Below are 23,366 nucleotides of genomic sequence, written 5' to 3'. Positions count from 1 at the left end.
GAACTCAAGCGGGCCCCCGCCGATGACAGGGAGCCCGCTTGATTCGCGATGCGGCGCTATTCTCTTCTCACAACCCGGAACGCGCCGCCGTCGTCCAGAAACAGCCGGTTGGCCGGATCGTTTCTCAGCTTTACGTTCGCCATCTTCAGCTTCATTTCTTCCAGCTCGACAACGTCCCAGTCAGCCGGATCGCCGACTTCCCGGGCGGCCAGAAACGATTCCCGTTCACCGAGCGCGGCCGCTTCGTCGTCCCAATCCTTTACGCCGTAGTACGGAAGCTCGTAACGGTTGACGAGCCCGCAGGCGAACAATTCCGAGCTTGCTCGATGCTTCAATACAAATGGCATAAGGCACCCCAATACTTTACCCCAATACTTTACCCCAAAAAGTGACGTATTGCTTCATTGCTTAATCCGGGTACTTTTCGGGGACCCCGATTCTGAACCCCAAATTACAGATAAGGATTCTCGTGCTTCGCCTTCAGGCGGTTCCAGCGCCGCTCCACTTCCTGCTCGAAGGAGGCGAGCGCTTCGGCATTTTCCGGCTTCGTCATATGCTTCGTCTTGCCCATCGAGCCGAGCCATTCCGCGACGGACACCTTCTTGTTCTTCTCTTCCGGATTGTACGTAATGTTCGTAATGCCGTTCTCCACCTCGTAGAGCGGGAAAAAGTTGGAGCTGACGGCCGCATCGATAATATTCGTGCCTTCCTGATCTTCCGACAGCCAGTTGAGCGGACAGGTGATCAGGATTTTGCCGTAGACGAGCCCTTCGTTCTGCGCATACCATTGCGCCTTGGCCGCTTTCTTGACGAGATCCTGCGGATACGACTCGGAGCCGGTGAACACGTACGGAATGTTCGTCGCGGCCATGATTTGCGCCGTATCCTTATGGTGGAACAGCTTGCCGGCCTGCTTCTTGCCGACGTTGGACGTCGAGGTCCGGTGACCGATCGGCGTAGAGTAGGACAGCTGGGCTCCGGTATTCATATATCCTTCGTTGTCGTATTCGAGGATGATCATTTTATGATTGCGCAGTGCGGCTCCGATCGCCGGTCCCATGCCGATGTCCATCCCTCCGTCGCCCGTTATCATGACGAAGGTGAAGTCGTCCGGCAAGTTCAAGTAGTCGAGCTCGCCCCGGCGCTTGCGCTCCCAGAACATCTCGACGACGCCGGATAAAGTGGCCGCCCCGTTCTGGAACAAATTATGAATATAAGTCGCTTTATGCGCGGAATACGGATAGCCCGTCGTGACGACCATCGCGCAGCCGGTATGGAACAGCGCGACGATGTCGCCCTCGATGCCCTTGAAAAACAGCTCCAGCCCGGAGAAAATGCCGCAGCCCGGACATGCCCCGTGACCCGGCGCGATCCGCTTCGGCTTCTTCGTAAGCGATCGGAGCGGCGGAATGCGCACGTTCAGCTTGCCCGTCGCGGCGTCAGGCGTTACCGTGATCAGGCCGGTTTTCAGGTCCTCGTACTTCATCGGGTTCAACACCCGCTTCGGCGCTTTGGCCGGATCGCCCGGCGTGTGGCCGTAGTAGTCGAAAGGCTTCTCAACGTATCCTTTCTCGGCCGCATCGATCGCGAATTTGAACAAGTTATGCCCGTCCTCGGCATAAAAATCTTTGCCGCCCAAGCCGTAAATACGGCTGATGACGAGCGTATCGCTGTTGCCTTGGGTGAACAGCGCGGCCTTGATCTCGTTCACCATGTTGCCGCCGTGTCCGCCGTAAGAGTCGGCGCGGTCTCCTACCGTTACCGCCTTCACGCCTCTGAGCGCTTCGGCGATTTGCTTCTGCGGGAAAGGCCGGATCATGTTCGGCGCGATCGAACCGGCTTTGATGCCTTGGGCGCGCAGCTGGTCGACCACGTCCTTGATGATTTCCGAAGCGGAGTTCATCAGGAATACGGCGACTTCGGCATCTTCCATCCGGTACAAGTCCAGTATCGGATAGTCGCGGCCGGTCAGCTCCGCATATTCTTTGCGGATACGGTCGTACACGTGCTCCGCATTGTACATCGCCATCGACTGCTGGTAACAGTTGTTGATATAATCCGGCTCGTTCATGTACGGGCCGACAGTAATCGGATTGTTCCGGTCGAGCACGTCCGGGTATCCTCTCGCCGGGAGCGCGCCGATAAATTGATGCACGTCGTCGCGGTTCGCGAACGTCATGACGCGGCGCTTCTGGTGTGACGTGAAATAACCGTCCGACGCGACAAGCACCGGCAGCCGCACTTCGGCGTCCTCGGCCAGCTTGAGCGCGATAATGTTCATGTCGTAAACGGCCTGGGGGTCCCGGCACATCAGAATCGGCCAGCCGGTGTTAAGCGCATAGTACAGGTCCGAATGGTCTCCGTGAATGTCCAGCGGTCCGGAGACGGAACGGCAGACGAGATTCATGACCATGGGGAAGCGAGTACCCGATTGAACCGGCATTTGCTCGATCATGTACAAATACCCGTTTGCGCTCGTTGCGTTGAACACGCGCCCGCCGGCCGCGGATGCGCCGTAGCATACTCCCGCCGAGCCGTGCTCGCCGTCGGCCGGAATCAGCACGACGTCGTGCTGGCCGTTCGCTTTCATCAGATCGAGAAACTGAGCGACTTCCGTCGACGGGGAAATGGGGAAATAGCCCATAATGTGATAGTTGATTTGGTGAGCCGCATAAGCGGCCATTTCGTTGCCGGATTCATATACGACGCGCTGCTCGACTTTGCCCGTTTGCTGCTCTTCGCGCTTGATGTCAATTGCCATGTACTCTTGTCACCCTTTCGATTGGTTATAGGAACTTTAACGGAATAACGTTTCTGCTCGCTGAAGAGCAGGACTTGCCGATCCGCAAGCCCCGGTCGCAAGTCAGGGCGGTAATTCCGTTAAAGTTTCTTAGGGGAAAAGCTACACGATCGCCCGGTCGAACCGGTGCGGCACCCGATGCTTCTCGGCGTAATCGTCGTCGTCGCGCGATTTGGACAGCGCTTCGGTCGGACAAGCTACGACGCATTTCAGGCAGCCTTTGCAGTACTGGTAATCGATGCCCTGGAGGAACATTTGCGGACGGCCTTTCTTGTCGGGCAATTCGTCCCAGACGAAGCAGAAGTCCGGACATACGTTGTCGCACGCGGCGCAATGGATGCATTTCTCGTCGTCGAATTGGGGCATCATACCCGCGCGGGATATGCTCAAATCTTTCAATATGCTGTTGCCCGGATTCGTAATAACGCCGCCGAGCGGCTGCGTCTCGTATCCGAGAACCGGGGTGTCCTGACGGACGAATGCCGGCATCGTCTCGCCTTCCGGCAGCTCGAACGTCTCGAATCTGACCTCGTTGTAACCCCTTTCAAACGTCCGGATTGCCGGCTGTACCGCTTGGGGGTATTTCTTCTCTAACGATTTGCGGATGACGCCCTTCATAAATTCCGCATCCAAAAAGTCGCACAACCGGAACAACGCGCCGAGCATCGCCATGTTAACCCGGTTTTTCTCTTCGAGGGCGATTCCGATGGCGTCGACGACCGCGATCGTCCCGCCTTTGAGCTTCATCTTCTCTTTCAGCTCGGCGGTCGACCGGGTGGAGTTGACCAGCACGAGGCTGTCCTCGTAAATGCCGCTGATTACGTTGACCGTCTTCGACAGCGACTCGTGGAAGATGCCGACCACGTGAGGCCGTTCGACCGGCGACGTATCGCGGATGTTCGTATCCGGACCGCAAAAGCGGATGTGCGCTTTTACCGGAGAGCCCTTCTTCTCCGAACCGTAAGAGGAAAAGCTGACTCCGTTCAGTTCGGCCCCCATGACGCCCGCTTCCGCCAGCATTTTGCCGGCGAGATTGGCGCCGAGGCCGCCGATCGATTCGAGGCGAATCTCGAAAAACCCGAGCTCGTTCATTTTCGGTAAGGATACCATAGACGTTGCTCCTTTCGGGATTAGGAGCCGCTGCGTATTTTTATGCACGAGTAGAGACGCTTGATCCTTGCCCGGGAAGAGCAAGTTGCGGCGGTACCGGATACGTAAAGGCGTAGCAGCTCCCGAGTTGCGGCGATTGGCGAAGTACGACTGCATTTGCTCGATGTGCGCCAAGTGCGAATAGTGTGACTATTCGGTCTCTCTTATTCATTTTACCAGCAATTGCGCCGTCAGCAATCTTTTTTTCGGAATTTTCACGCAAACGACTAATATCAATTTATAATGGGGTTATTGAACCGGCATGCTTCCCTACTATGCATACGTGCGGTTTCGCCGAAACGTGAATCGAAATGGCCGTGGGACGCCCGCGAGAAAGAGGTATTTTGCCCGTGTCTTACCTCCCTGAATACATTGAGCATTATCCGAATATGAATACGGCCTTCCCTCTCCATATCTCCATCAACCGGCTGAAAAGCGGGTACAGGGCCCACCGGCACGACTATTTGGAAATATCGTACGTCATCGAAGGAGAAGGCTCCGAGACGATCAACGGCGTCGAGCATTCGATGAAGCCGGGGACGCTGTCGTTCATACAGCCGTACCAGATTCACGAGCTGCATACGAGCCCGGGCTGCACATTGTCGCTGTACAACTTCCGGTTCAGCCACGGGCTGTTCGCGGAGCTTGAGAGCAAGGCCGAGCTGCAAAAGCTGCTGGTGCATACCGATCCTTCCCTCGCCTCCTATCATTGCTTCGAGGGCGAGCCGGAGACCGCAATGAGACGGTCGTTCGATGCGCTGTACGAAGAATACCGGGGCGGAGAGAGCTGGAAACGGCTGAAAATAAAGGTGATGCTGATCGACATCCTGATCGTTTTCGACCGTCACCGGAAACGGGCTATAGCGGAACATGCCCAGACGGATGAAGCTGCCGCGGGCAAAGGCATGTATTTGGACATTATCCGGTTCATCCAGCATCATTTCAAGGACGACCTAACGCTGAACGCCGTCGCCGGCCATTTCCGCATCAGTCCCGCCTACTTGAGCGCACTGTTCAGGAAAAAAGCGGGGCGGACGTTTCTTCAGCACGTGCACGACGTGCGGCTCCGCCATGCTTGCGGCCTGCTGTCGTCGACCGATATGAAAATATCCGATATCGCCATGGAGGCCGGATACGGCTCCTATAATACGTTCTCGCGCATTTTCCGCGAACAAAAAGGGACGACTCCGAACGATTACCGGAAGCTGTCAGGAGAGCCGGATATGCCCCCGAAGCTGTCGTAAATCGTCTGAAGTCGTAACTAGTCCCCCAAAAGTGGAGCCGGCCTTCGTTGCTTATTCCAAGTACTTTTGGGGGAGCCCCCTACTGGACCCCCAAAGTGGAGCCGGCCTTCGTTGCTTATCGTCAGCTGCCGATCCCGGCCTCCGCGAACAAGCGGCTATATTGCGCGGCCGTCCTGCGAACGAGCTCTTCCGCAGGCTCCTGCTGCGGCTGCTGGGTGAGCACCTCCTGCGCGAGGACGCCTTTGTAGCCCGTTTGCTTCAAAGCTTTCAGGAAGCCGACCAGGTCGATGACCCCTTCGCCGGTAATCAGCCTTCCGTTGTCCAAAGCTTCTGAAACCGGGACGTCCGGGGCGTCGTTCAGATGTACGTGGACGATTTGGTCCGGACGCAGCCGTGCGATGTCATCGGTGCCGAGACCGTTCGTATACCAATGGTACGAGTCAAGCAGCAGGCCGACGTTCGGCTCGCCGATCGCCTCGATCATGTCCAGCGTATCGGCCATCGTCCAGATGAACGGGTTTTTCCAGCGCGTCCGCAAATGGTGCGGGCCGACGAATTCAAGCCCGAGACGAATACCGTAGGCACCCAGCATTTGAGCGCACAAGCGCAGCCGCCGAATCGCCGAGGCCATGAACGCGGCGGCCGGCTCGTCGGTCGAAGGCAGAATATAGGTCGTGCAAGAGGTACAACCCAACTGCCGCGCCAATGCCGCATTTTTCAGCAAGGCGGGAAGTCCTGTCCGGAACTCGTCGTCCGTTGTCCGCCATTGAACCGGCAGACCTATCGAACCTACTGCGACGTTATGCGAGCGGAGCAAGTCCGCAGCCCCTTCGACGCCGCGCCCTTCGGCAAGCCCCCCCACATCGATATCCACCGCTTGAAACCCGTGTCGCGACGCCAAAGCGATAAACTGTTCGACATCGCCGACGTTCCCGAGCCCCGCTCGAGTCAATCCTTTAAGCATGGTTCGCCCTCTCCTTTCGGATATTCGCTTTTTTAGGTCCTTTACCGCAGACCGTCCCAGTCCAGCTTCACTTCGCTGCCCGTGCGCGACGATTCGTAGATCGCGTCGATGATCAAGTTGTTCGTCAAGCCGGTCATCGCCGACGTCAGCGGCTGTTCGCCTTTCTCCACGCAATCGAGGAAATGGCGGCTCAGCCGGATGCGCGCCCCTTCGTCATTGCCCGGCGTCTTCAGCTCGACTTCCATCGCGCGGTCGAACGACTCGGACAAAAATTTGCCCTCTCCCCCGCGCAGCGAAGCTCCTCCCTCGGAGCCCATCAGATGGACGAACGGCTTGCTGTCCGTATCCATATGGACCGCCCAGCTCACTTCGAGCGTCAGCGTGCTTCCATCCTCCATCCGGACGAGTGCGGTGCTGAAATCTTCCACGTCCCACACGCCGTTCCAATCCGGAGTCCCCCAGCTGCCGATGCCTTTCTTCTTCGGTCCGAACTCGGCATAGACGGCTCCCGATACGGAGACGGGCTTCGGATCACCCATCAGATGCAGCGCCAAATCGAGCATATGTACGCCGATGTCGATCAACGGACCGCCGCCGGACATATCTTTGCGCGTAAACCACGTGCCCCAGCCCGGTATGCCCTTGCGGCGGTACCAGCCGGTTTTGGCCGAATAAATCCGGCCGAGCTCGCCCTGCTCCACCTGCTTCTTCACTTGCAAGGGCAGCCAATCCCATCTCATCTGGTGCGATACCATCAGCACGTTGCCGGTTGCGCGCTGCGCCCGGACGATCCGTTTCGCATGCTCGGCGTCGAGTCCCATCGGCTTCTCGAGCAGCACGTGCTTGCCCGATTGGAGCGCGCCAACCGCCAAATCCGCATGGAACCGGTTAGGTACTCCTATAATGACCGCATCGATATCGCTGCGGGCGATCAGCTGCTCCGGGCTCTCCTCTACGCTCGGAATGCCGAACTGCTTGGCCCGCGACTCCGCCAGAGGCTTGTATTTGTCCGATATGGCGACGATCTCGCACCGTTCCGCCAATTTGCTGAATTCTGCGGCATGAACCGCGCCGATGTTGCCTGCTCCGATAATGCCGATTTTCGTTTTCCGACTCATTGTCGTTCCCCTCTCATTATGACAGTTGTTGTCCATCCTACGTTTTATCATATCGCCTGCTCCGAACTTATGCGTTTCATTTTTTACGATGAATATCCCATCTTTTAATAAGCCCGCCTTTAAAAATACGACATAGTTGCCGCACTATGCCAAAAAGCCGGACAGCAATCGTCCGGCGGCACAAGTTGCAGCTATTTGGGCGGAGAAGAGGGGGCCTTCCCGTCGAGTTTACCCTGGTACCCACCACATAAGGTACATTTGAACACTAATTCACACTCGAAAGACTATTTAGTCTGAAATAAGGTACAAATGAGCACTATCCCCAGCCGATCAGCCTCATCAAGCCCTGTTTACTCCGCTCCCCCGCCACTTAAGGTACATTTGAACACTATCTGGCACTCGAAAGGTCATTTCGTCTGAAATAAGGTACATATGAACGCTATCCCCAGCCGAGCAGCCTCATCATGCCCTGTTTGCTCCGCTCCCCCGCCACTTAAGGTACATTTGAACACTATCTCGCACTCGAAAGGTCATTTCGGCTGAAATAAGGTACATATGAACGCTATCGCCCGCCGAGCAGCCTCATCATGCCCAGTTTATTCTGTCCCCCGCCACATAAGGTACATTTGAACACTATTTCGCACTCGAAAGACTATTTCGTCTGAAATAAGGTACATATGAACGCTATCGCCCGCCGAGCATCAAGCCCTGTTTACTCCCTACCCCGCCACATAAGGTACATTTGAACACTAATTCGCACTCGAAAGATCATTCGTCTCCAATAAAGTACTAATGAGCACTACGCCCGCCTCAAGCTCCGCCGGCTCGATCGGACAACGCCTCCTGCACTCGGTCAAGCTGTTCCGGCTCGAGGACGATTTTACCCGCCGCGGCGTTCGACTCGAGCTGCTTGACCGTCGTCGAGGAAGGAATGAGCGGCCCCATGCCGGGCAGCGTCAGCATATAGGCCATGACGAGCTGGCTGACCTCCAGCCCCCACTCGCGGCCGAGCGCCGCCAACCGCCCCAGCTTGCGCTCGGTCTCCACGTCGATCCGCCAATCCCCCTCGTCATAACGCCGATCTCCGGGCCCCACTTTGGCCGCATCCAAGTACCGGTCCGTCAGCAGCCCGCGCGCGAGCGGACTCCACGGAACGAACGAGATTCCGTTCGCTGTGGCGTAGCCGAGCACCCCTTCCTTGTCGGACTGCTCTCCGTTCAGAACGTCGAACTGGTTCTGCACGGCGGCGATCCTGCACCGCACGGAAGCCGAAGCGGACGTCTGCCTGTACAGCTCGAGCATCCCGATCGTGAAGTTCGACACGGCAAAATAACGGACTTTCCCCGACGATACCAAATCCTCCACGGCCGCCAAGCTTTCCTCCGCAGGCGTGTCCGGATCGAAAGCGTGGAAGTACAGCACGTCGATCCAATCCGTTTGAAGCCGTGCCAAGCTCGCCTCGACCGAATCGACAATGTTGGAGCGGGACAACCCGCTATGATTCGGCGTCGTGCCATCCATCCCGCCGAACAGCTTCGTCGCCACTACGATGTCCCGCCGGTTCGCCGGATGGGCGCGCAGCCATCTGCCGATAACCCTCTCCGAATTGCCCGAGCCGAAATTGTACCGGTTCGCCGTATCCCAGAACGTGACTCCGAGCTCCAATGCCCGGTCGAACAGCGCAAACGCTTCCGACTCTCCGACGCGCGACCCGTCTCCCGTCTCGGGGAACCCGATTTTCCAGGTGCCGAGACCGATATTCGATACCCGAAGTCCCGTAGAGCCAAGCCTCCGATAAGGCATTCCATTGAATTCGGTCGTGCGGAACGGTACGTTGTACATCGCCGGATTAGGCGTAAGTGCATCCATTTCCATATCCTCCTCGCACTCGAAGTTGTATTGTACCTGTATACTTTCCTCATCCGATCATACCACAGTCCGGTAAGGATGCGGTAGCAAGAAAGATGCCGAACTCGGACTGGAGTCGGGCGGCGCGTTTCCGTGCGGTTCATCCCGAATGTGGCATGTATATAGCAAAAAGGAGGGGAAATCCCCTCCGGATAGTACAAACTAGTTGCTTTCGACCCGGTTGCGCCCCGCCCGTTTCGCCTTGTACAGCGCCTCGTCGGCCAACCGGAACAAAACCTCGGAATCGACCGCCGAGTCCGGATAGGCGGCCAATCCGACGGATACCGTGACCGGTCTGCCGATCGGACTTGCGGACTGCTCCAGGCAGAGGCGGATCGTTTCCGCGTAGCCGGCCGCTTCTTTACGCGTCGTGCCCGGCATAAGCACGACATATTCTTCCCCCCCGAACCGGCAGCAGACGTGCTCCCTTCTCGTATTCGCCCGGACCGTTTGCGCCACGGCCCTGAGTACCTCGTCACCCGCGTCGTGCCCGTATGTATCGTTCACTTGTTTGAAATGGTCCAAGTCCAGAATCAGCAAACAAAACGGCACTTTCTCCGCCATCCATACTTGGATGTAATGATCCATAACCCTGCGGTTGAACAAACCGGTCAACGGATCCGTATGGGCTTCAAGCAGCAAATTATCATATTCGTGGCGGACATGATTGACCGCGATCGCCATAGCCCCGTACAGCTTGTTCGCTTCATAATTCCAGTCGTGAATGCGCGGGAACGGCTCGTCCGCCGCGGTCCGGTACGACAGCCGGGACGCGAAGCGGGCCAGCTTGACAAGCGGTTCCGACACTTTGCCGATCAAATAATAAATGATGATAATGACGACAAGCATGACCGGAATCGTATACAGAGCGATGCCAAGCACCTGCTTCTTGGAATCGGACAGCACCGCATTCGTTGGCGTCTGCGAAACGACTCCCCAATTTAGCCCTTTGAGCGCCGTATAGCTCGCCAGCATATCGATTCCGCGCGTATTGACGAGCCGCTGTGCTCCGGATTTGCCGGCCATCAAATCTTGCACGGCGACATTCTCCGACCCGTTCTCGCCGATACGGCTGCGATCCGGGTGGTACAAAATGTAACCGGAAGAGCTGACGACAAATACGTAAGACCCGCTGCCTCCGCTCGGGACGCCCGTGATCATTTTGCTGAGCAGATTTTGTTCTTGCAGCCGTATCGATGCGCCCAGAAATCCGCGGTACGTTCCGTTCTCGTCGAACAACGGTTCGCTGACCAGCACGATCAGCCTGTTGCCCACGCTCATATACGGCTCGGACACGAGGGGGCGTTTTTCCCGGAGCGCCTGGGCGACCCCGACGCTTTCCACCTTCTGCCCCGTCATTTCGGTAATGCCGGCGGACGAATGCAGGAGGATGCCGTTCTCATTTACCATGGAGACCGAATTGAAATCGGGATGATTCAGCAAAAACAAATTCAACATTTCGGACACGTCCGTCTGGCCTTGCTTGCGCATCAAATAGCGGGCGGTTTCGGACAAGCTTGTCTTCATGGTGAAAAACAATCCGTCTACCGAATCGGCGATCCGGTCGGAGTTGATTTTATTCATTTCCAGCGTAATTCGGGTAAGCGATTTCTTCTCGTTCCGGTAAGCAATGAACATACTAGCGGCAAGCGTAGTCAATCCGGACAAAATGACGAGAACGCTGACCATCAGCTGCAGGGTGAACCCTTTTTTTCGATCCATGGCGAATCCCTCTTCGAAATAAAAGATGATGTAGCATATTCGACAGTATTCGACCAACCTCCTTCAAAGCTTATGATGAAATTTACTTAAACCTGTTCGCCCCGCCAAACGATGGAATCCGGCCAGACAGACGGAAAAAACGGTTTTAGGGATTCGTTCTCTAGCCGGCGTCTTCGCCCTTTTGCTACGATTATTGCCGTTCGTCCCTGCGGAATGCTGCCGCATACGGCAAAACCGCTATAAGGAGGCCGGTTATGTTATTCGGCGTACTCGCCCGAAAAGCTTATGCCCGGAATTTGCAGTATCGTTTGTCGCACGCCCTCAACACGGCCGCCAGCGCCGTCTTCGGTTACGTGTTCGTCTCGGTATGGGCGAGCATCGGAGCCGAAAGCCCTCTCGGCGAATACGGCACGGACGGGATGATCACGTACATCGCGTTCAATCAGGCTTGCTTCAGTGTGACGCTGTTCGTCACGAACGGCTTGGGACTCGACCGGCAAGTCCGAACCGGCCAAATAGCGCTCGATCTGATGCGCCCCGTTCCTCTGTTCGCCCAATTGTTGTACCGCGAATGCGGACAGCTCGTTTATCAGCTCTTGTACAAAGCGGTTCCGCTCTTCGCGCTTTACGCCTTGACGCTGCCTCTCGTCATTCCGCCGCACCCCGGAGCTTGGGTGGTTACATCCGCCGCCGTTATTCTCGCCGCATACATCAACATCTGCATCAACTATTTGATCGGGGCATTGGCGTTATGGTCAACCGAATCGAGATGGCTGTATTGGATCAACCTTTCGGCTTCGGCGATAATGGCCGGCGGAATGATCCCGCTCGAATGGCTTCCGGAGTGGCTGCAGCGGATCAGCGCGGTTACTCCGTATCCGTATATGCAATATATGCCCGCCCGGCTGTTTCTGCAAATGGAGAACGGCCTGGTGCTGCTGCCATCGCTTGCATGGTGTGCGGCGCTGACGCTCGTATGCGTCGGAATGACCGGACTGCTGCGTCGCAAGGTGGAGGTGCAGGGCGGATGAGCGCTTTGAAGCTGTACGCTTTGCTGATTCGGGCGAGCATTCGCAGCCGGATGCAGTACAAGTTCAACTTTGTTCTATCTTCCTTTTTCGCTTGCTTGATGTACGCGCTCGAATTTTCCGTAATCGCTCTCATATTATCCAAGTTCGGTGCCCTGAAAGGATGGACGCTGCCCGAAGCGGCCTACTTGTACGGCGTCATCATCCTCTCGCATACGATATACCGCATATTCGCCTCAGACGTTCACCGGTTGGAAAACTATTTCGTCAGCGGCGATCTGGATCAGCTGCTCATCCGTCCGGTCCCGGTCCTGCTCGCGCTCATGTCGCAAAACTTCAGCCTTCAGGCCGGTCAGTTCGTCCAAAGCGCCGCCGTACTCGTCATCTCCATCGCAACGCTGCTCTCAAGCGGTCAAGTCGGCTGGACCGTCATTCCGCAGACGGCTTGCGCCGTACTCTTCGGAGCGGTCATTTTGTTCTCGATCGGCCTATGTACGGCAACGGTCGGATTTTGGACGACGCGCATCAACGAGCTGCAAAACTTCACGGAGGACGCTTCGCGCAATGCCGCCCTTTACCCGCTGGACATTTTTCCGGCCTGGCTCAAAACGATTCTGCTCACCGTCATTCCGGTCGGATTCGTCAACTATATACCGGCGCTCTACATCATCCGGCATGAAACGGGTCCTTGGCTGCTAGCCGCTACGGCCGCTTTCGCGATGTTGTTCCTATGGGCGAGTCTGCTGTTTTGGCGTTACGGAGTGTCCAAGTATCAAAGTACGGGAAGCTGACTGCGCTCGAAACGGTCTCAATTCGAAAGGAGCATAGGCATGATCGAGGTTAAGGATATCCGCAAAACGTTTCGCATTCCCGTGGCGAAAACCGGCCGATTCTCGGCCGTACGCACCCTGCTCAGCCGCGAGCACATATGGAAGGAGGCGGTTAAAGGCGTCAGCTTCAACATTGAAGCCGGCGACTTCGTCGGTTACATCGGACCGAACGGAGCGGGAAAATCGACGACGATCAAAATGCTGACCGGCATTCTTCATCCGACGGCGGGGGAGGTGCGGATACACGGCTGCAGTCCCCAGAAGCATCGGCGGCAGGTCGCCAGGCGCCTTGGCGTCGTGTTCGGACAACGCAGCCAGCTATGGTGGGATTTGCCGGTCAAAGACTCCTACGACATACTAGCCGCCATGTATAGGGTGGAGGATGGGCGGAAACGCGCCCGGCTCGCGCAGCTTGGCGATCTTCTGCAGCTGGACGAGTTTTTCGATACGCCGGTTCGGAAGCTGTCGCTCGGCCAGCGGATGCGGGCCGACTTGGCGGCGGCGCTGCTGCACGATCCGGACATTTTGTTTCTGGACGAGCCGACGATCGGGCTGGACGTTATCGCCAAAAAAAAGATACGCGATTTTCTGCGGACGATCAATCGGGAACTCGGCAAAACGATTCTGCTCACTACTCACGACATGGACGATATCGAGCAGTTGTGCCAGCGGGTCATCGTCATCAACCGGGGAGAGCTCGGCTTCGACGGAACGATTGACGAGCTGCGCGGTCGGATCGGTCTGCCGACCGTCATGAAAGTGTCTTTCCTCGGCAAGCCGGACATCCCGCCTTCGTGGCACGCGCCGTTTACTCTACGGGACAATCGGGACGGCCTCTTGACCCTGGAGTGCAACCGCAATGAGGTGACCGCGATGGATGTACTGCGGGAAATCAGCCTTTGGGGCGAAGTGGCGGACGTACATATGGAAGAGCCGGAGTTCGAGGACGTCGTGCACCGGATTTATTGATCTTTCGCTCGCGGCCATGCGCGAAATATCTCTTATTTCGCGCATCAGCCCCATACCCTGACATATAAGAGCTCCAAACAAATCCCCCAGAAGTAAAGTTCTGCTTCGTAGCTTATTCCTATTACTTCTGGGGGAGCCCCGTTATCTCCAAAAATTAGCTTCGCATAATTTCCTATACAAAAACAAAACCGCCCAAGCTCCCTGCCTCGGTGCTTGGACGGTGCGATCAGACGTACGCCGTCTGTTCTAGAAACAGATTATGCCATTTTCATCCGCTCGGTTCATGCCCGCGCGCGTTCCTTCAGCTTGCGCAAACGGTGCATGACGCCGCTCTCGCCTTTACCGAAGAAATCGTGCAAAACCAAATATTCCGCATACAGCTCTTCGTAAATCCGGACATGCTCCGGATTGGGCTTGTATGTCTTCTTCACGGGCGGCGCCATCCGGGCCGCCGCTTCCGCAAGCGAGTCGTAGCCTCCTCCGGCCGTTCCCGCCGCCACGGCTCCCATCATCGCAGAGCCTAGCGCGGTTGACTGCTCCGCGGCCGGGATGTCGATCGGCTTGCCGGTCACGTCGGCATAGATCTGCATCAGCAGCGAGTTTTTCTGCGGAATGCCGCCGTTGGCCGCCAATACGTCGACCGGAATGCCGCTCTTCTCGAACGCCTCGATCACCCGCTTCGTGCCGAAAGCGGTCGCTTCCAGCAGCGCCCGGTATATCTCCTCCGGCTTCGTGTGCAGCTTCAGCCCTACGATGAGGCCGCTCAAGCTCTCGTCGGCGAGGACGGACCGGTTGCCGTTCCACCAGTCGAGCGCGACCAGACCGCTCTCTCCCGGCGCCAAAGCTTCGGCGGCGCGGCCAAGCCAGTCGAACACGGACACGCCCTCCTGAGCGGCGGCGTCACGGACGTACGCGGGGACCGCTTGCTCAACGAACCAGGCGAACAAATCGCCGACCGCAGGCTGTCCCGCCTCATACCCGAAATAGCCTGGCACGATCCCGTCTTCGACAACCCCTCGTATGCCTTCCACCGGCTGCTCCGTATCGGCGATCAGCATATGGCACAGCGACGTTCCCATCGCCAGCACCATCGTTCCCGGCGCAACGACTCCGACACCCGGCACGGCCGCATGCGCATCGATGATGGCCGCTGCCACCGGAGTGCCCGGCGCAAGCCCGGTAAGGCGCGCCATCTCCGGCGTCAGCTCGCCCGCTTTCGTCCCGGACGCGATCACTTCGCCGCGCAGCTTCGTCTCGGCGAGACGCTCGAGCCGCGGATCGGCGGCCTTTAAATAGTCGGCGCTCGGCAGCCCTTCCGTCTTGTGCCACGTCCCTTTGTATCCGGCGGCGCAGCTGTTCCGCTTGAGCGTCCCGGTCATCTCCGAGACGAGCCAGTCGGCCGCTTCCACGAACCGGTCGGCCGCCGCATAGAGTTCGGGGTCCTCGCGAAGCGTCTGGGCCACCTTCGGCAGCATCCATTCGGACGATAAACTGCCCCCGTAGCGGCCGAGAAACGTTTCACCGCGCGCCTCGGCGAGCTCGTTCAGCCTGTCGGCGTCCTCCTGGGCGGCATGATGCTTCCACAGCTTCACCCAAGCGTGCGGCCGCTGCTTCCACGTTTCCTGGAAGCAAAGCGGGACGTTCCGTTCATCGACCGGAAGTATCGTGCACGCCGTGAAGTCGATTCCGATCCCGACCACCTCGTCCGCGGAAACCCCGGACAAGCGCAGCGCTTCCGGCACGGACCGACGCAGCACCTCGATATAATCGTCGGGATTCTGCAGCGCCCAGTCGGTTCCGAGCTTGACCGCGCCGCCCGGCAGCTCTTTATCCATAACGCCGTGCGGATAGGGAGTGACGTGCGAAGCGAGCACGCGGCCGTCCCTCGTATCGACCAGCAAGGCCCGGCCGGACTCCGTTCCGTAGTCGATGCCGATCGCGTATGTTCCTTTCATGACTCACCTTTCCTCTCGGATCATTTATAGAGCGGGCCGTACACACCGCAAGCGCGGTAGTCCGCTCCTTCCGGATCGCTCGTGCCGAACGCGCTCCATGCCGCCGGACGGAATACGCGATCTCCCGGCACGTTGTGCATGCTGACCGGTATGCGCAGCATCGAAGCGAGCGTAATCAAGTCGCCGCCGATGTGCCCGAAGCTGACCGCGCAATGGTTCGAGCCCCAGTTGTTCATGACGGAATATACGTCCTTGAATACGCCTTCCCCCGCCAAATTCGGCACGAACCAAGTCGTCGGCCAAGTTTGGTTCGTTCTGCGGTCAAGAACGTCGTGGATGTCGTCAGGCAGCTCCACCGTGTAGCCTTCGGCAATTTGCAGCACCGGTCCGACGCCGGCAATCAGGTTGACGCGCGCCATCGTCGCCGGTATGCCGCCTTTGGTCGTGAAATCGGTGGAGAAGCCGCCTCCGCGGAAGAAGTCGACCGCCGGACACCATTTCGTCGATTCCAGACAAGCCTTCGCATCGTCCTCGGAAATGTCCCAGAACGGCTTGATCGCAGGCGTTCCGTCCGCCGCCTTCTGGGCGCCGGTCCAATCGAGCGAGGCCGGACCGGAATTGATCAGATGGATGACGCCGCCCTCGGCGAGCCCGGTCAGCTTCTTGCCGGTCACGCGCTCTACCGCGTCGGGACTCCAATACGTGCGGACGTCTGCGAACAGCTGGGCGGAATTGGTCAGTAAATGGCCGAACATCATCGTCACGGCATTCAGCGTATCGTTCTCGGTCGACACCGTGTAAGGCTCGCGAATGCCGTTCCAATCGAACGAAGTGGTCAAAATCGCTTCCATGAAATCCCCGGTCGGGAAATAATCCGTCCAAGCGCGTTGTCCCTGGAAGCCGGCTGCGATCGCGTTGCGGCCGTGCGCCTCTTCGCCGTAGCCCATCTCCGCAAGCTTCGGATTGCCGACCATCAGATCGCGGGCGATCAGCGCCATTTTCACGACCGTTTTCCAGTCGCCGTCTTTCTGCTCCCGCGTTCTTTTCAGATGTACCGGATTGACGTCTTCGCCTTCCCCGCAGTTTTCCTTGACCCACTGAAGCGCTTTCTCATACTCGTCCTTGTCGTAGATGCCCATCTCGATCCGGCGCACGAACTCCGTCATATCGACATATTCGTTGCGCATGCCGAGATAGCGCTGGAAGAACGGCTCGTCGGCGATACAGCCGGCAATCCCCATGGAGACGTTGCCCATAGACAAATAAGATTTTCCGCGCATCGTGGCGACAGCCAAAGCCGCTTTGGCGAATTGCAGCAGCTTGCCCGCTACATCGGGCGTAATCTCTTTATCGCCCATATCTTGAACGTCTTTGCCGTATATGGCGAACGAAGGCAGCCCTTTCTGATTATGAGCCGACATCGCCGCGGCCAAGTAGACCGCGCCCGGCCGTTCCGTGCCGTTGAAGCCCCAGATCGCTTTCGGTATCGTCGGGTCGGTGTCGATCGTTTCCGTAGGATAGCACCAGGACGGAGTTACGGTAATCGATACGCCTACCCCTTCGCGTGCGAACTTCTCCGCAGCCTGCGCCGCTTCCGCCACTCCGCCGATCGTCGTATCGGCGATGACGCATTCGACCGGCTGACCGCCGGAATGCTTCAAGTTTTCCGTCAGCAGCCGAGCGACCGAATGGGCCATTTCCATCGTAACATTCTCCAGCGATTCGCGAATTCCTCCTTGACGGCCGTCCAGAACCGGACGGATGCCGATTTTCGGCAAGCTTCCCTTGTAGCGGTTGACGAACGATTGGCTCATGTGTTGCTCCTCCTTTTAATTGGGGTTATCGATAACATTCGACGATATGCGAAATATTTCGACTTCCCGATTCGTACGAAATCCGATTAAGGTTATCGATAACATAGTGTTGTCGATATCAGTTTAGTCCGAAAACCAAAAACGCGCAAGCATCTTTTTATGGACGGATCCTCACAAAAAAAACCTCCGCTCACTATAGAACGGAGGGTTGCATTCATATCGCTCGTCTACCGCAGCGCCGGAAAGGAGATATTACCGCTCGCGATCCGCTGCAGCGTCTCGACATAGAACTCGTGCTCGCACTGCAATACGCGTTCGGCCAACGTTTCCGCCGTATCGCCGGCCAAGACCGGCACCCGGGCTTGCGCCAAAATCGGCCCTTCGTCATACTCCTCGTCCACCAGATGCACGGTTACGCCCGTTTCCCGTTCGCCCGCGGCGAGAACGGCTTCGTGGACGCGCCGTCCGTACATCCCGTGCCCGCCGAATTTGGGCAGAAGCGAAGGGTGTACATTGACGATGCGGCCCGCGAAGGCGCGGAGGGTCTGCGGGCCCAGCTTCTTCATGTATCCGGCCAATGCGATCAGGTTGACTTCATGCGTAAGCAGCGTCTCCAGTATCGCTTGATCGAGCCGCTCTTCTTCCGGGTACGCCTTCGAGCTCAAATGGTAGGACGGAATACCCGCGGTGGCGGCCTTCTCCATAGCTCCCGATTGCGAATTGTTACTGATCACGACCGCGACCGAGCCGTCGAGCACGCCGCCCGCGCAAGCGTCGATAATCGCCTGCGCGTTGGAGCCGCCGTGCGATGCGAATAGAGCGATGTTCAGCTTGGGCACGATTACCGACTTCCTTTCCATATGATGCCGCGAACGGCACCGACGGCCGAGCGCTTCCATTCGCCGATTTCCCTCAACAGCACGGCGGCACGGTCATCGTAAAGCTTCACGGCCTCCTCGTCCTTCAGGGAAGCCAGATTGATTTCTACGGTCAAATAGGCGGAATGGGCCGACGCCTCGAACAAAATGGCGCCGATCCCCAGATCGGAGATCACGTTCGGATTCGCGGATGCGGCGATGTCCGCGGTCAGCTTCAAAGCATCGCGGCAAATGCGCATCAATCCGAGCGGCACCTCGATTGCCTGCAGCGATGCGACGTGAAGCGCCTCCTTGCGGATGCTTTTCTCTTCCTCCGTCGTTTTCGGCAGCTTCATCGCGTCCATATAGCGGTTAAACGAAGCGATGTCGGCCTCCAGCATATCTTCGCAATCTCGGGTCCAGCCCTGCAGACGATCGGCCGCATCCTTCATCGCCGCCTCCGCATCGGCGAATTTCGCTCCCTGCGTGAAATTGGCGGCCATCGAGACCATCGCCGCCCCGAGAGCGCCCACAAGCGCGGCTACGCTGCCTCCGCCGGGTGTCGGCGTCGCCGCCCCCGCCTCCTCCACGAACGTGCGGATCGACCGGTCGAACATACCGCTAGTCGTCTTCGTCATCGGATCGCTCCTTTCTTCGCGGTCTGCGCCTGCAGACGAATCGCTTTCATCGCATTCTCGAACAACAGGGCGGTCGTCAACGTTCCGACCCCGCCCGGCACCGGCGATACGGCCGCCGCCGTTTCGATCGCATCCGCACTTACGTCTCCCGCGATGCTCCCGTCCGGACGTTCGTTGATGCCGGCATCCACGACAACCGATGCGGCGTGCAGCATGTCCTTGGTAATCAGTCCGGTCCGGCCGACCGCCGCTATGACTATATCCGCCCGTCTCACGTGGCTTGTCAGATCGGGCGTGCGCGAATGACAAAGCGTAACGGTCGCTTGCTCGCGCTGCAGCATGTGGAACAAAGGCATTCCGACCGTTTGGCCCCGGCCGACGAGCGTAACGTGCTTCCCTTCCAAGGAATAGCCGTATGCTTGCAGCAGCCTTATGCAGGACTGCGGCGTCGCCGGGTACAATCCGGGCTCTCCCGTCATGACCGCAAGCTTTGCCGCCGGCGTCACGCCGTCCACGTCCTTGAGCGGATCAACGGCCGCGGCTACGGCTGCGGCGGACACATGACCCGGGAGCGGCAGCTCCAGCATGATCCCGTGTATCGAAGCATCGCGGCTCCATGCCGTAACGATCCCGACCAATTGCTCTTCCGTCGCCTCCCGCGGCATCGTCATCAGCTCGAATTCGATTCCGAGCTTGGCGGCGATTTTCCGTTTCGTCTCCGCGTAATAGGCCGATGCAGGGTCCCCTTCCACGAGGAGCGCGGCCACCTTCGGGACGATTCCGCCCGCCCTTAATCGCGCCGCTTCGGCTGCGACTTCGGCCCGCACCGCCTCGGCGGCATGCTTTGCCGTCATCCAAATGCCCATTGTTAGTCCTCCCACTCGTTATTTTTAGCCCTGTAGCCTCAAAAAGCCGGTCGGACAAAAGAAAAAGCATCCGAAGCGTCCGCGCGAGGCGCGGCAGCTCCGGACACTTTACCCAGGCGAGCGGTTATGTCCGTTCCGCGCGCTCCCTCGTGGTACCCCACGGATTCGCCAGTTACGCGCGGACTTCAATCTTCTTCCATTTTACCAAATTTGTTTTCAAAAGAGAAGCCCCGGGCACCTGCCTATTTGCTCAGCTCCTCCTGTATTTTTTTGTTCGCCGCTTCCTCCGCTTCCCTAAGCGCCGTGTTCGGATCTTTATTGGCCAAAATGATATTGTTGAACGCCGTCAGCAAATTCGTCTCGGCAACGCTGTTATATTTGCCGATCGGGGTAGCCGGCGCGAATTTCTCGGGCAGCATCGCCTTGATGTTTTTGCCCTTGTACATAGCCGCATCTTGGCCGAACGCCTTCCGCAGCGTGTCGCTTTTCAGCGCGGATAGGAACTCGCCTTTCTTCACGCCCGCCAGCTGGAATTCCTCCGAAGCGAGATACGCCATCACCTGGAACGCCTGGTCCTTGTATTTGCTCGTGCGGGCCAGCCAGAACCCGTTCGGATACGGCTGTGGACCGACCGAAGGCTGATCCGCGAATGCGGGGAACGAGGCGATATCCCAATTCATCCCCGCCAGCTCCTCGGCCGTGTGCTGGGTGCTCACCGGCAGCCACATCGCTACCGTCCGGTCTTTAATAAAGGCGGTACGCTGATTCGTAACGTTCGTCAAAGCCGAAGTCATCTCGTAGCCCGGAATCGTGTAGAAGCGGGTCGCATTGTCAAAAAACTTTTTCCACCTCTCGTCGGAGTAGGATGCTTTATTCGTCGTCGTGTCCAGCGTCTTCAGCGAAAATTGGTTCAACCGGATCAAATGCTGCGCCGAAACGAACAAGCCCCGGTACGTGATACCGCCGTCCTTGCGGGTCAGCTTCTTGGCCATTTCGTAAATTTCGTCCCATTTATTGCCGTCCTTCGGATAAGCGACGCCGAACTTATCGAAAATGTCTTTGTTGTAATAGAGCGTCGCCGGAGACATGAACGCCGGAAGACCGTACATGCCGCCGTTCGCCAATTGCTTCATCTGATCGACTACTACCGGCTCCAGCTTGCTCAGATCGTACTTGTGCTTCTGGATCAACGGCGTAATATCCTGCTGCAGCTCGTACTGCAGGAAACGGCTGTACACGAGTCCAGTAGAGGAATATACGATGTCCGGCGGCTCTCCGGCGGTTATCATGTCCTGCACCTTGCTTCCGTTCGTATACGGCACGAATTTCGAAGTAATATGCGGAAACTTTTGTTTGATCGGACCGCCTATTTCCCTTTCGAAACGTTCCGCCGGCCAGTCCCCGCTCCCGTCGTAGATCACGAGCTGGACCGGCTCCTCCTTGACGGCCGGCTTCGGAGCGCTGTCCCCCTGTTTGCTCGAATCGGCTGTTCCGCCGCCGCATGCGGCAAGCGGTACGGTACAAAGTGCGGTAGCGAGAAGAAGCGATACGGTTTTCTTAGTAATCATGTGCAAGTACTCCCCTTTTTAGTCGAATTCGTGATGTTGCGGCTTCGTATTGCTCCAGATGGATGCGGACGGTGATGTCCTGCGGATTCGGATTCGTAAAATGAATCGTCAACCTATCGCGCCGCGGAAAGCGATTTCAAAAACAAATATAGCACAGCGTCCGAAAAATTGAATTGATCTCAAATGGGAGGGTGGGCGCTTCTTTTAACTGTAAGTGGTTTTTTGATTTGTTTCCCGAATGCGCCGGGTAAGCGATTTCAAAACGGATCCTTATGGTATACTTACATTATCAACTTAGACTTTCCGGGATTGGAGGGACTTTTCTGTGGTGAAGTCGCATCCTTTTCGCATTTTCGCTGCTTATTATTACAAGTGGAACAAGCTGCCCCCGGCCTTGACTTTTCATTCGCATCCGCAGTACGAGATCTATTATTTCCACGGCGGCCGTTGCGACTATTTACTCGGGGACCGGATCATCCCCCTCGAGCCCGGCGATCTGATCATTATGAACGGAATGACGCGGCACTGTCCGAAGATCGACCTTTCGGCGGAATATGTACGTACGACGTTCTCGTTCGACCCCCATCTCGCCCAATTGTTCGGCCCGGAGCTGCTGGCGTGCGGACCGCTCAAGCCGTTCGAGGTACTAAGAAACCACCATATCCGGCTAAGTCCGGAAGCGAGGGCGGAGTGCGAAACCATCTTGCAGCGGATCAACCGGTTCTACTATTCGAATGACGTCGTTCATCACTATAGGCTGCTTTCGGCATTTTACGACCTGCTGCTGCTTATCTGCGAGCAGTGCCGCGAACATATGGAGACGAACCGGAGCTTGGCTACGGACCGGGAACGGTATGTGCAGAACATGATCGCATACATCGAGGAAGGATATATGGAGGATATCGAGCTGGAGAAGATGGCGGCCGATCTGCATATGAACCGGTTTCACCTGATGAAAGTGTTCCGGGAAGTAACCGGGCTCACCGTGTTCGACTACTTGTACAGAAGAAGGGTCAATCAGGCCAAAATTTTGTTCTACCATAGCGACCGGAATTCCATCACCGATGTATGCTACATGGTCGGGTTCAAGCATGTATCGCACTTCAGCCGGGTGTTCAAGAAGCAGGTCGGGATGACCCCGGACCAGTATCGCAAGCTTGTGCGGAAATTGTCTTATACCGCTTCGAACTGACTGCGGGGCCCGCAGCATACAACGCAAAAGATGCCGGGACTGCCGCCCGGCATCTTTCTTTGCTTTGCATAGAATCAGTGGCCGCCGCCCATCGGCGCGCCCGTCTGATGCATCGGCTGATAGCTGTGCAGAAACGTCTTGGCCGTATGATCCTGCATCGTAGGCACTTGATAAGCGCCCATCCGGTTCATGAACAGGAACACCTCATACGCTTGGTTGGCGCAGTCTACCGCTCCGTTCACGAGCATTTGTCTCACGTTCGGGTCCGCGCATTCCAGAGAGCCGGCCATATGGTTTTTGGCCGAGTTTTTGTGGCAGGACAGCATCGAGCCGGCGATTTGCCGGTCGTCGAACTGTCCCTGCATCGGGGCGTGTGTTCCCGGCTGATGCAGTCCGTACTGCACCTGCTGCGGCTGAACCTGGGGCATGCCGTATGGCGCCGGGCGGTTGGCGACGGCATTATAGTCATGCGTGTAGCCGACCAGTTGATCGTACGATTGCACCGCCGTCTGCAAATGGCGGTTGATCATGTCGCGAAGCTCGGGCAACTGCGCTTGCTGGGCGTAGAACGAAAAATGGTTGATCAAATTGATCTTCTCGTTCAAAATTTCGTGTACTTCCATCGTTTCGTGAGCGCCGTATGGCATCTGTATTCATCTCCTTCGGTTTGTCGGATCGGTTATTCGCAAGCCCGTCTTACTGTTCCCGCTCCGAAGGAAATTATGTGCAGCCGGCCCTCAGTCT

Annotated in this window: 19 protein-coding genes and 1 riboswitch; of the genes, 5 read left to right on the top strand and 14 right to left on the bottom strand. The window is 57.4% G+C overall.

Features of this window, described 5'->3' with window-relative positions:
• Positions 1–56: 56 nt before the first annotated feature.
• From FE783_RS18290 to FE783_RS18280, 3 genes are all read right to left on the bottom strand, one after another.
• A complete protein-coding gene (locus FE783_RS18290) occupies positions 57–347 on the bottom strand; it encodes a hypothetical protein (protein WP_138880825.1) in 291 nt (96 codons plus the stop codon).
• Positions 348–451: 104 nt separating this feature from the next.
• A complete protein-coding gene (locus FE783_RS18285) occupies positions 452–2,761 on the bottom strand; it encodes a thiamine pyrophosphate-dependent enzyme (RefSeq protein ID WP_138880824.1) in 2,310 nt (769 codons plus the stop codon).
• A gap of 141 nt (positions 2,762–2,902) precedes the next feature.
• A complete protein-coding gene (locus FE783_RS18280) occupies positions 2,903–3,910 on the bottom strand; it encodes a 2-oxoacid:acceptor oxidoreductase family protein (protein WP_138880823.1) in 1,008 nt (335 codons plus the stop codon).
• A gap of 389 nt (positions 3,911–4,299) precedes the next feature.
• On the opposite strand from FE783_RS18280, the gene FE783_RS18275 reads away from it, so the two are divergent.
• Positions 4,300–5,193 carry a helix-turn-helix transcriptional regulator gene (locus FE783_RS18275; RefSeq protein WP_158301896.1) on the top strand — a complete coding sequence of 298 codons (894 nt, stop codon included), beginning with the start codon at positions 4,300–4,302 and terminating at the stop codon, positions 5,191–5,193.
• A gap of 121 nt (positions 5,194–5,314) precedes the next feature.
• On the opposite strand, the gene FE783_RS18270 is transcribed toward FE783_RS18275, so the two are convergent.
• The 4 genes from FE783_RS18270 to FE783_RS18255 form a co-directional block, all read right to left on the bottom strand.
• On the bottom strand, positions 5,315–6,157 hold the full coding sequence (locus FE783_RS18270; protein ID WP_138880821.1) for a sugar phosphate isomerase/epimerase family protein: 843 nt from the start codon (positions 6,155–6,157) through the stop codon (positions 5,315–5,317).
• Between the two features lie 41 nt (positions 6,158–6,198).
• A complete protein-coding gene (locus tag FE783_RS18265; RefSeq protein WP_138880820.1) occupies positions 6,199–7,275 on the bottom strand; it encodes a Gfo/Idh/MocA family protein in 1,077 nt (358 codons plus the stop codon).
• 810 nt (positions 7,276–8,085) lie between these two features.
• Positions 8,086–9,144: an aldo/keto reductase gene (locus tag FE783_RS18260; protein ID WP_138880819.1), complete on the bottom strand. Its 1,059-nt coding sequence runs from the start codon at positions 9,142–9,144 to the stop codon at positions 8,086–8,088.
• Between the two features lie 201 nt (positions 9,145–9,345).
• On the bottom strand, positions 9,346–10,905 hold the full coding sequence (locus FE783_RS18255; protein WP_138880818.1) for a sensor domain-containing diguanylate cyclase: 1,560 nt from the start codon (positions 10,903–10,905) through the stop codon (positions 9,346–9,348).
• Between the two features lie 254 nt (positions 10,906–11,159).
• On the opposite strand from FE783_RS18255, the gene FE783_RS18250 reads away from it, so the two are divergent.
• The 3 genes from FE783_RS18250 to FE783_RS18240 are packed head-to-tail and all read left to right on the top strand — an operon-like array spanning position 11,160 to position 13,732.
• Positions 11,160–11,936, top strand: a complete 777-nt coding sequence (locus FE783_RS18250) for an ABC transporter permease (RefSeq protein ID WP_138880817.1) — start codon at positions 11,160–11,162, stop codon at positions 11,934–11,936.
• The gene (locus FE783_RS18245) at positions 11,933–12,724 is read left to right on the top strand and encodes an ABC transporter permease (RefSeq protein WP_138880816.1); all 792 of its coding nucleotides are present in this window, start codon (positions 11,933–11,935) and stop codon (positions 12,722–12,724) included. The genes FE783_RS18250 and FE783_RS18245 overlap by 4 nt, the downstream gene beginning before the upstream one ends.
• 39 nt (positions 12,725–12,763) lie before the next feature.
• Positions 12,764–13,732: an ABC transporter ATP-binding protein gene (locus FE783_RS18240; RefSeq protein WP_138880815.1), complete on the top strand. Its 969-nt coding sequence runs from the start codon at positions 12,764–12,766 to the stop codon at positions 13,730–13,732.
• Between the two features lie 281 nt (positions 13,733–14,013).
• On the opposite strand, the gene FE783_RS18235 is transcribed toward FE783_RS18240, so the two are convergent.
• The 6 genes from FE783_RS18235 to FE783_RS18210 form a co-directional block, all read right to left on the bottom strand.
• A complete protein-coding gene (locus FE783_RS18235) occupies positions 14,014–15,687 on the bottom strand; it encodes a ribulokinase (protein ID WP_138880814.1) in 1,674 nt (557 codons plus the stop codon).
• Positions 15,688–15,707: 20 nt separating this feature from the next.
• Positions 15,708–17,501 carry an L-fucose isomerase gene (locus FE783_RS18230; RefSeq protein WP_138880813.1) on the bottom strand — a complete coding sequence of 598 codons (1,794 nt, stop codon included), beginning with the start codon at positions 17,499–17,501 and terminating at the stop codon, positions 15,708–15,710.
• Between the two features lie 227 nt (positions 17,502–17,728).
• Complete coding sequence (purN, locus tag FE783_RS18225) at positions 17,729–18,340, bottom strand: phosphoribosylglycinamide formyltransferase (protein WP_238403135.1); 612 nt, start codon at positions 18,338–18,340, stop codon at positions 17,729–17,731.
• Between the two features lie 2 nt (positions 18,341–18,342).
• Complete coding sequence (locus tag FE783_RS18220; RefSeq protein ID WP_138880812.1) at positions 18,343–18,996, bottom strand: cyclodeaminase/cyclohydrolase family protein; 654 nt, start codon at positions 18,994–18,996, stop codon at positions 18,343–18,345.
• Positions 18,993–19,862: a bifunctional 5,10-methylenetetrahydrofolate dehydrogenase/5,10-methenyltetrahydrofolate cyclohydrolase gene (locus FE783_RS18215; protein ID WP_138880811.1), complete on the bottom strand. Its 870-nt coding sequence runs from the start codon at positions 19,860–19,862 to the stop codon at positions 18,993–18,995. The genes FE783_RS18220 and FE783_RS18215 overlap by 4 nt, the downstream gene beginning before the upstream one ends.
• 103 nt (positions 19,863–19,965) lie before the next feature.
• A riboswitch (ZMP/ZTP riboswitch) is annotated at positions 19,966–20,048 on the bottom strand.
• Positions 20,049–20,104: 56 nt separating this feature from the next.
• A complete protein-coding gene (locus FE783_RS18210) occupies positions 20,105–21,430 on the bottom strand; it encodes an ABC transporter substrate-binding protein (RefSeq protein ID WP_138880810.1) in 1,326 nt (441 codons plus the stop codon).
• A 325-nt stretch (positions 21,431–21,755) separates the two neighbouring features.
• On the opposite strand from FE783_RS18210, the gene FE783_RS18205 reads away from it, so the two are divergent.
• A complete protein-coding gene (locus FE783_RS18205) occupies positions 21,756–22,622 on the top strand; it encodes a helix-turn-helix transcriptional regulator (RefSeq protein ID WP_138880809.1) in 867 nt (288 codons plus the stop codon).
• Between the two features lie 74 nt (positions 22,623–22,696).
• On the opposite strand, the gene FE783_RS18200 is transcribed toward FE783_RS18205, so the two are convergent.
• Positions 22,697–23,269: a spore coat protein gene (locus FE783_RS18200; protein ID WP_138880808.1), complete on the bottom strand. Its 573-nt coding sequence runs from the start codon at positions 23,267–23,269 to the stop codon at positions 22,697–22,699.
• Between the last annotated feature and the right edge of the window lie 97 nt (positions 23,270–23,366).

It is taken from the genome of Paenibacillus mesophilus (assembly GCF_005938385.1).
Classification (GTDB): domain Bacteria; phylum Bacillota; class Bacilli; order Paenibacillales; family NBRC-103111; genus Paenibacillus_AB; species Paenibacillus_AB mesophilus.
The sequence above is the reverse complement of the archived record's forward strand: the minus strand, read 5'-3'. Positions and strand labels throughout refer to the sequence as shown.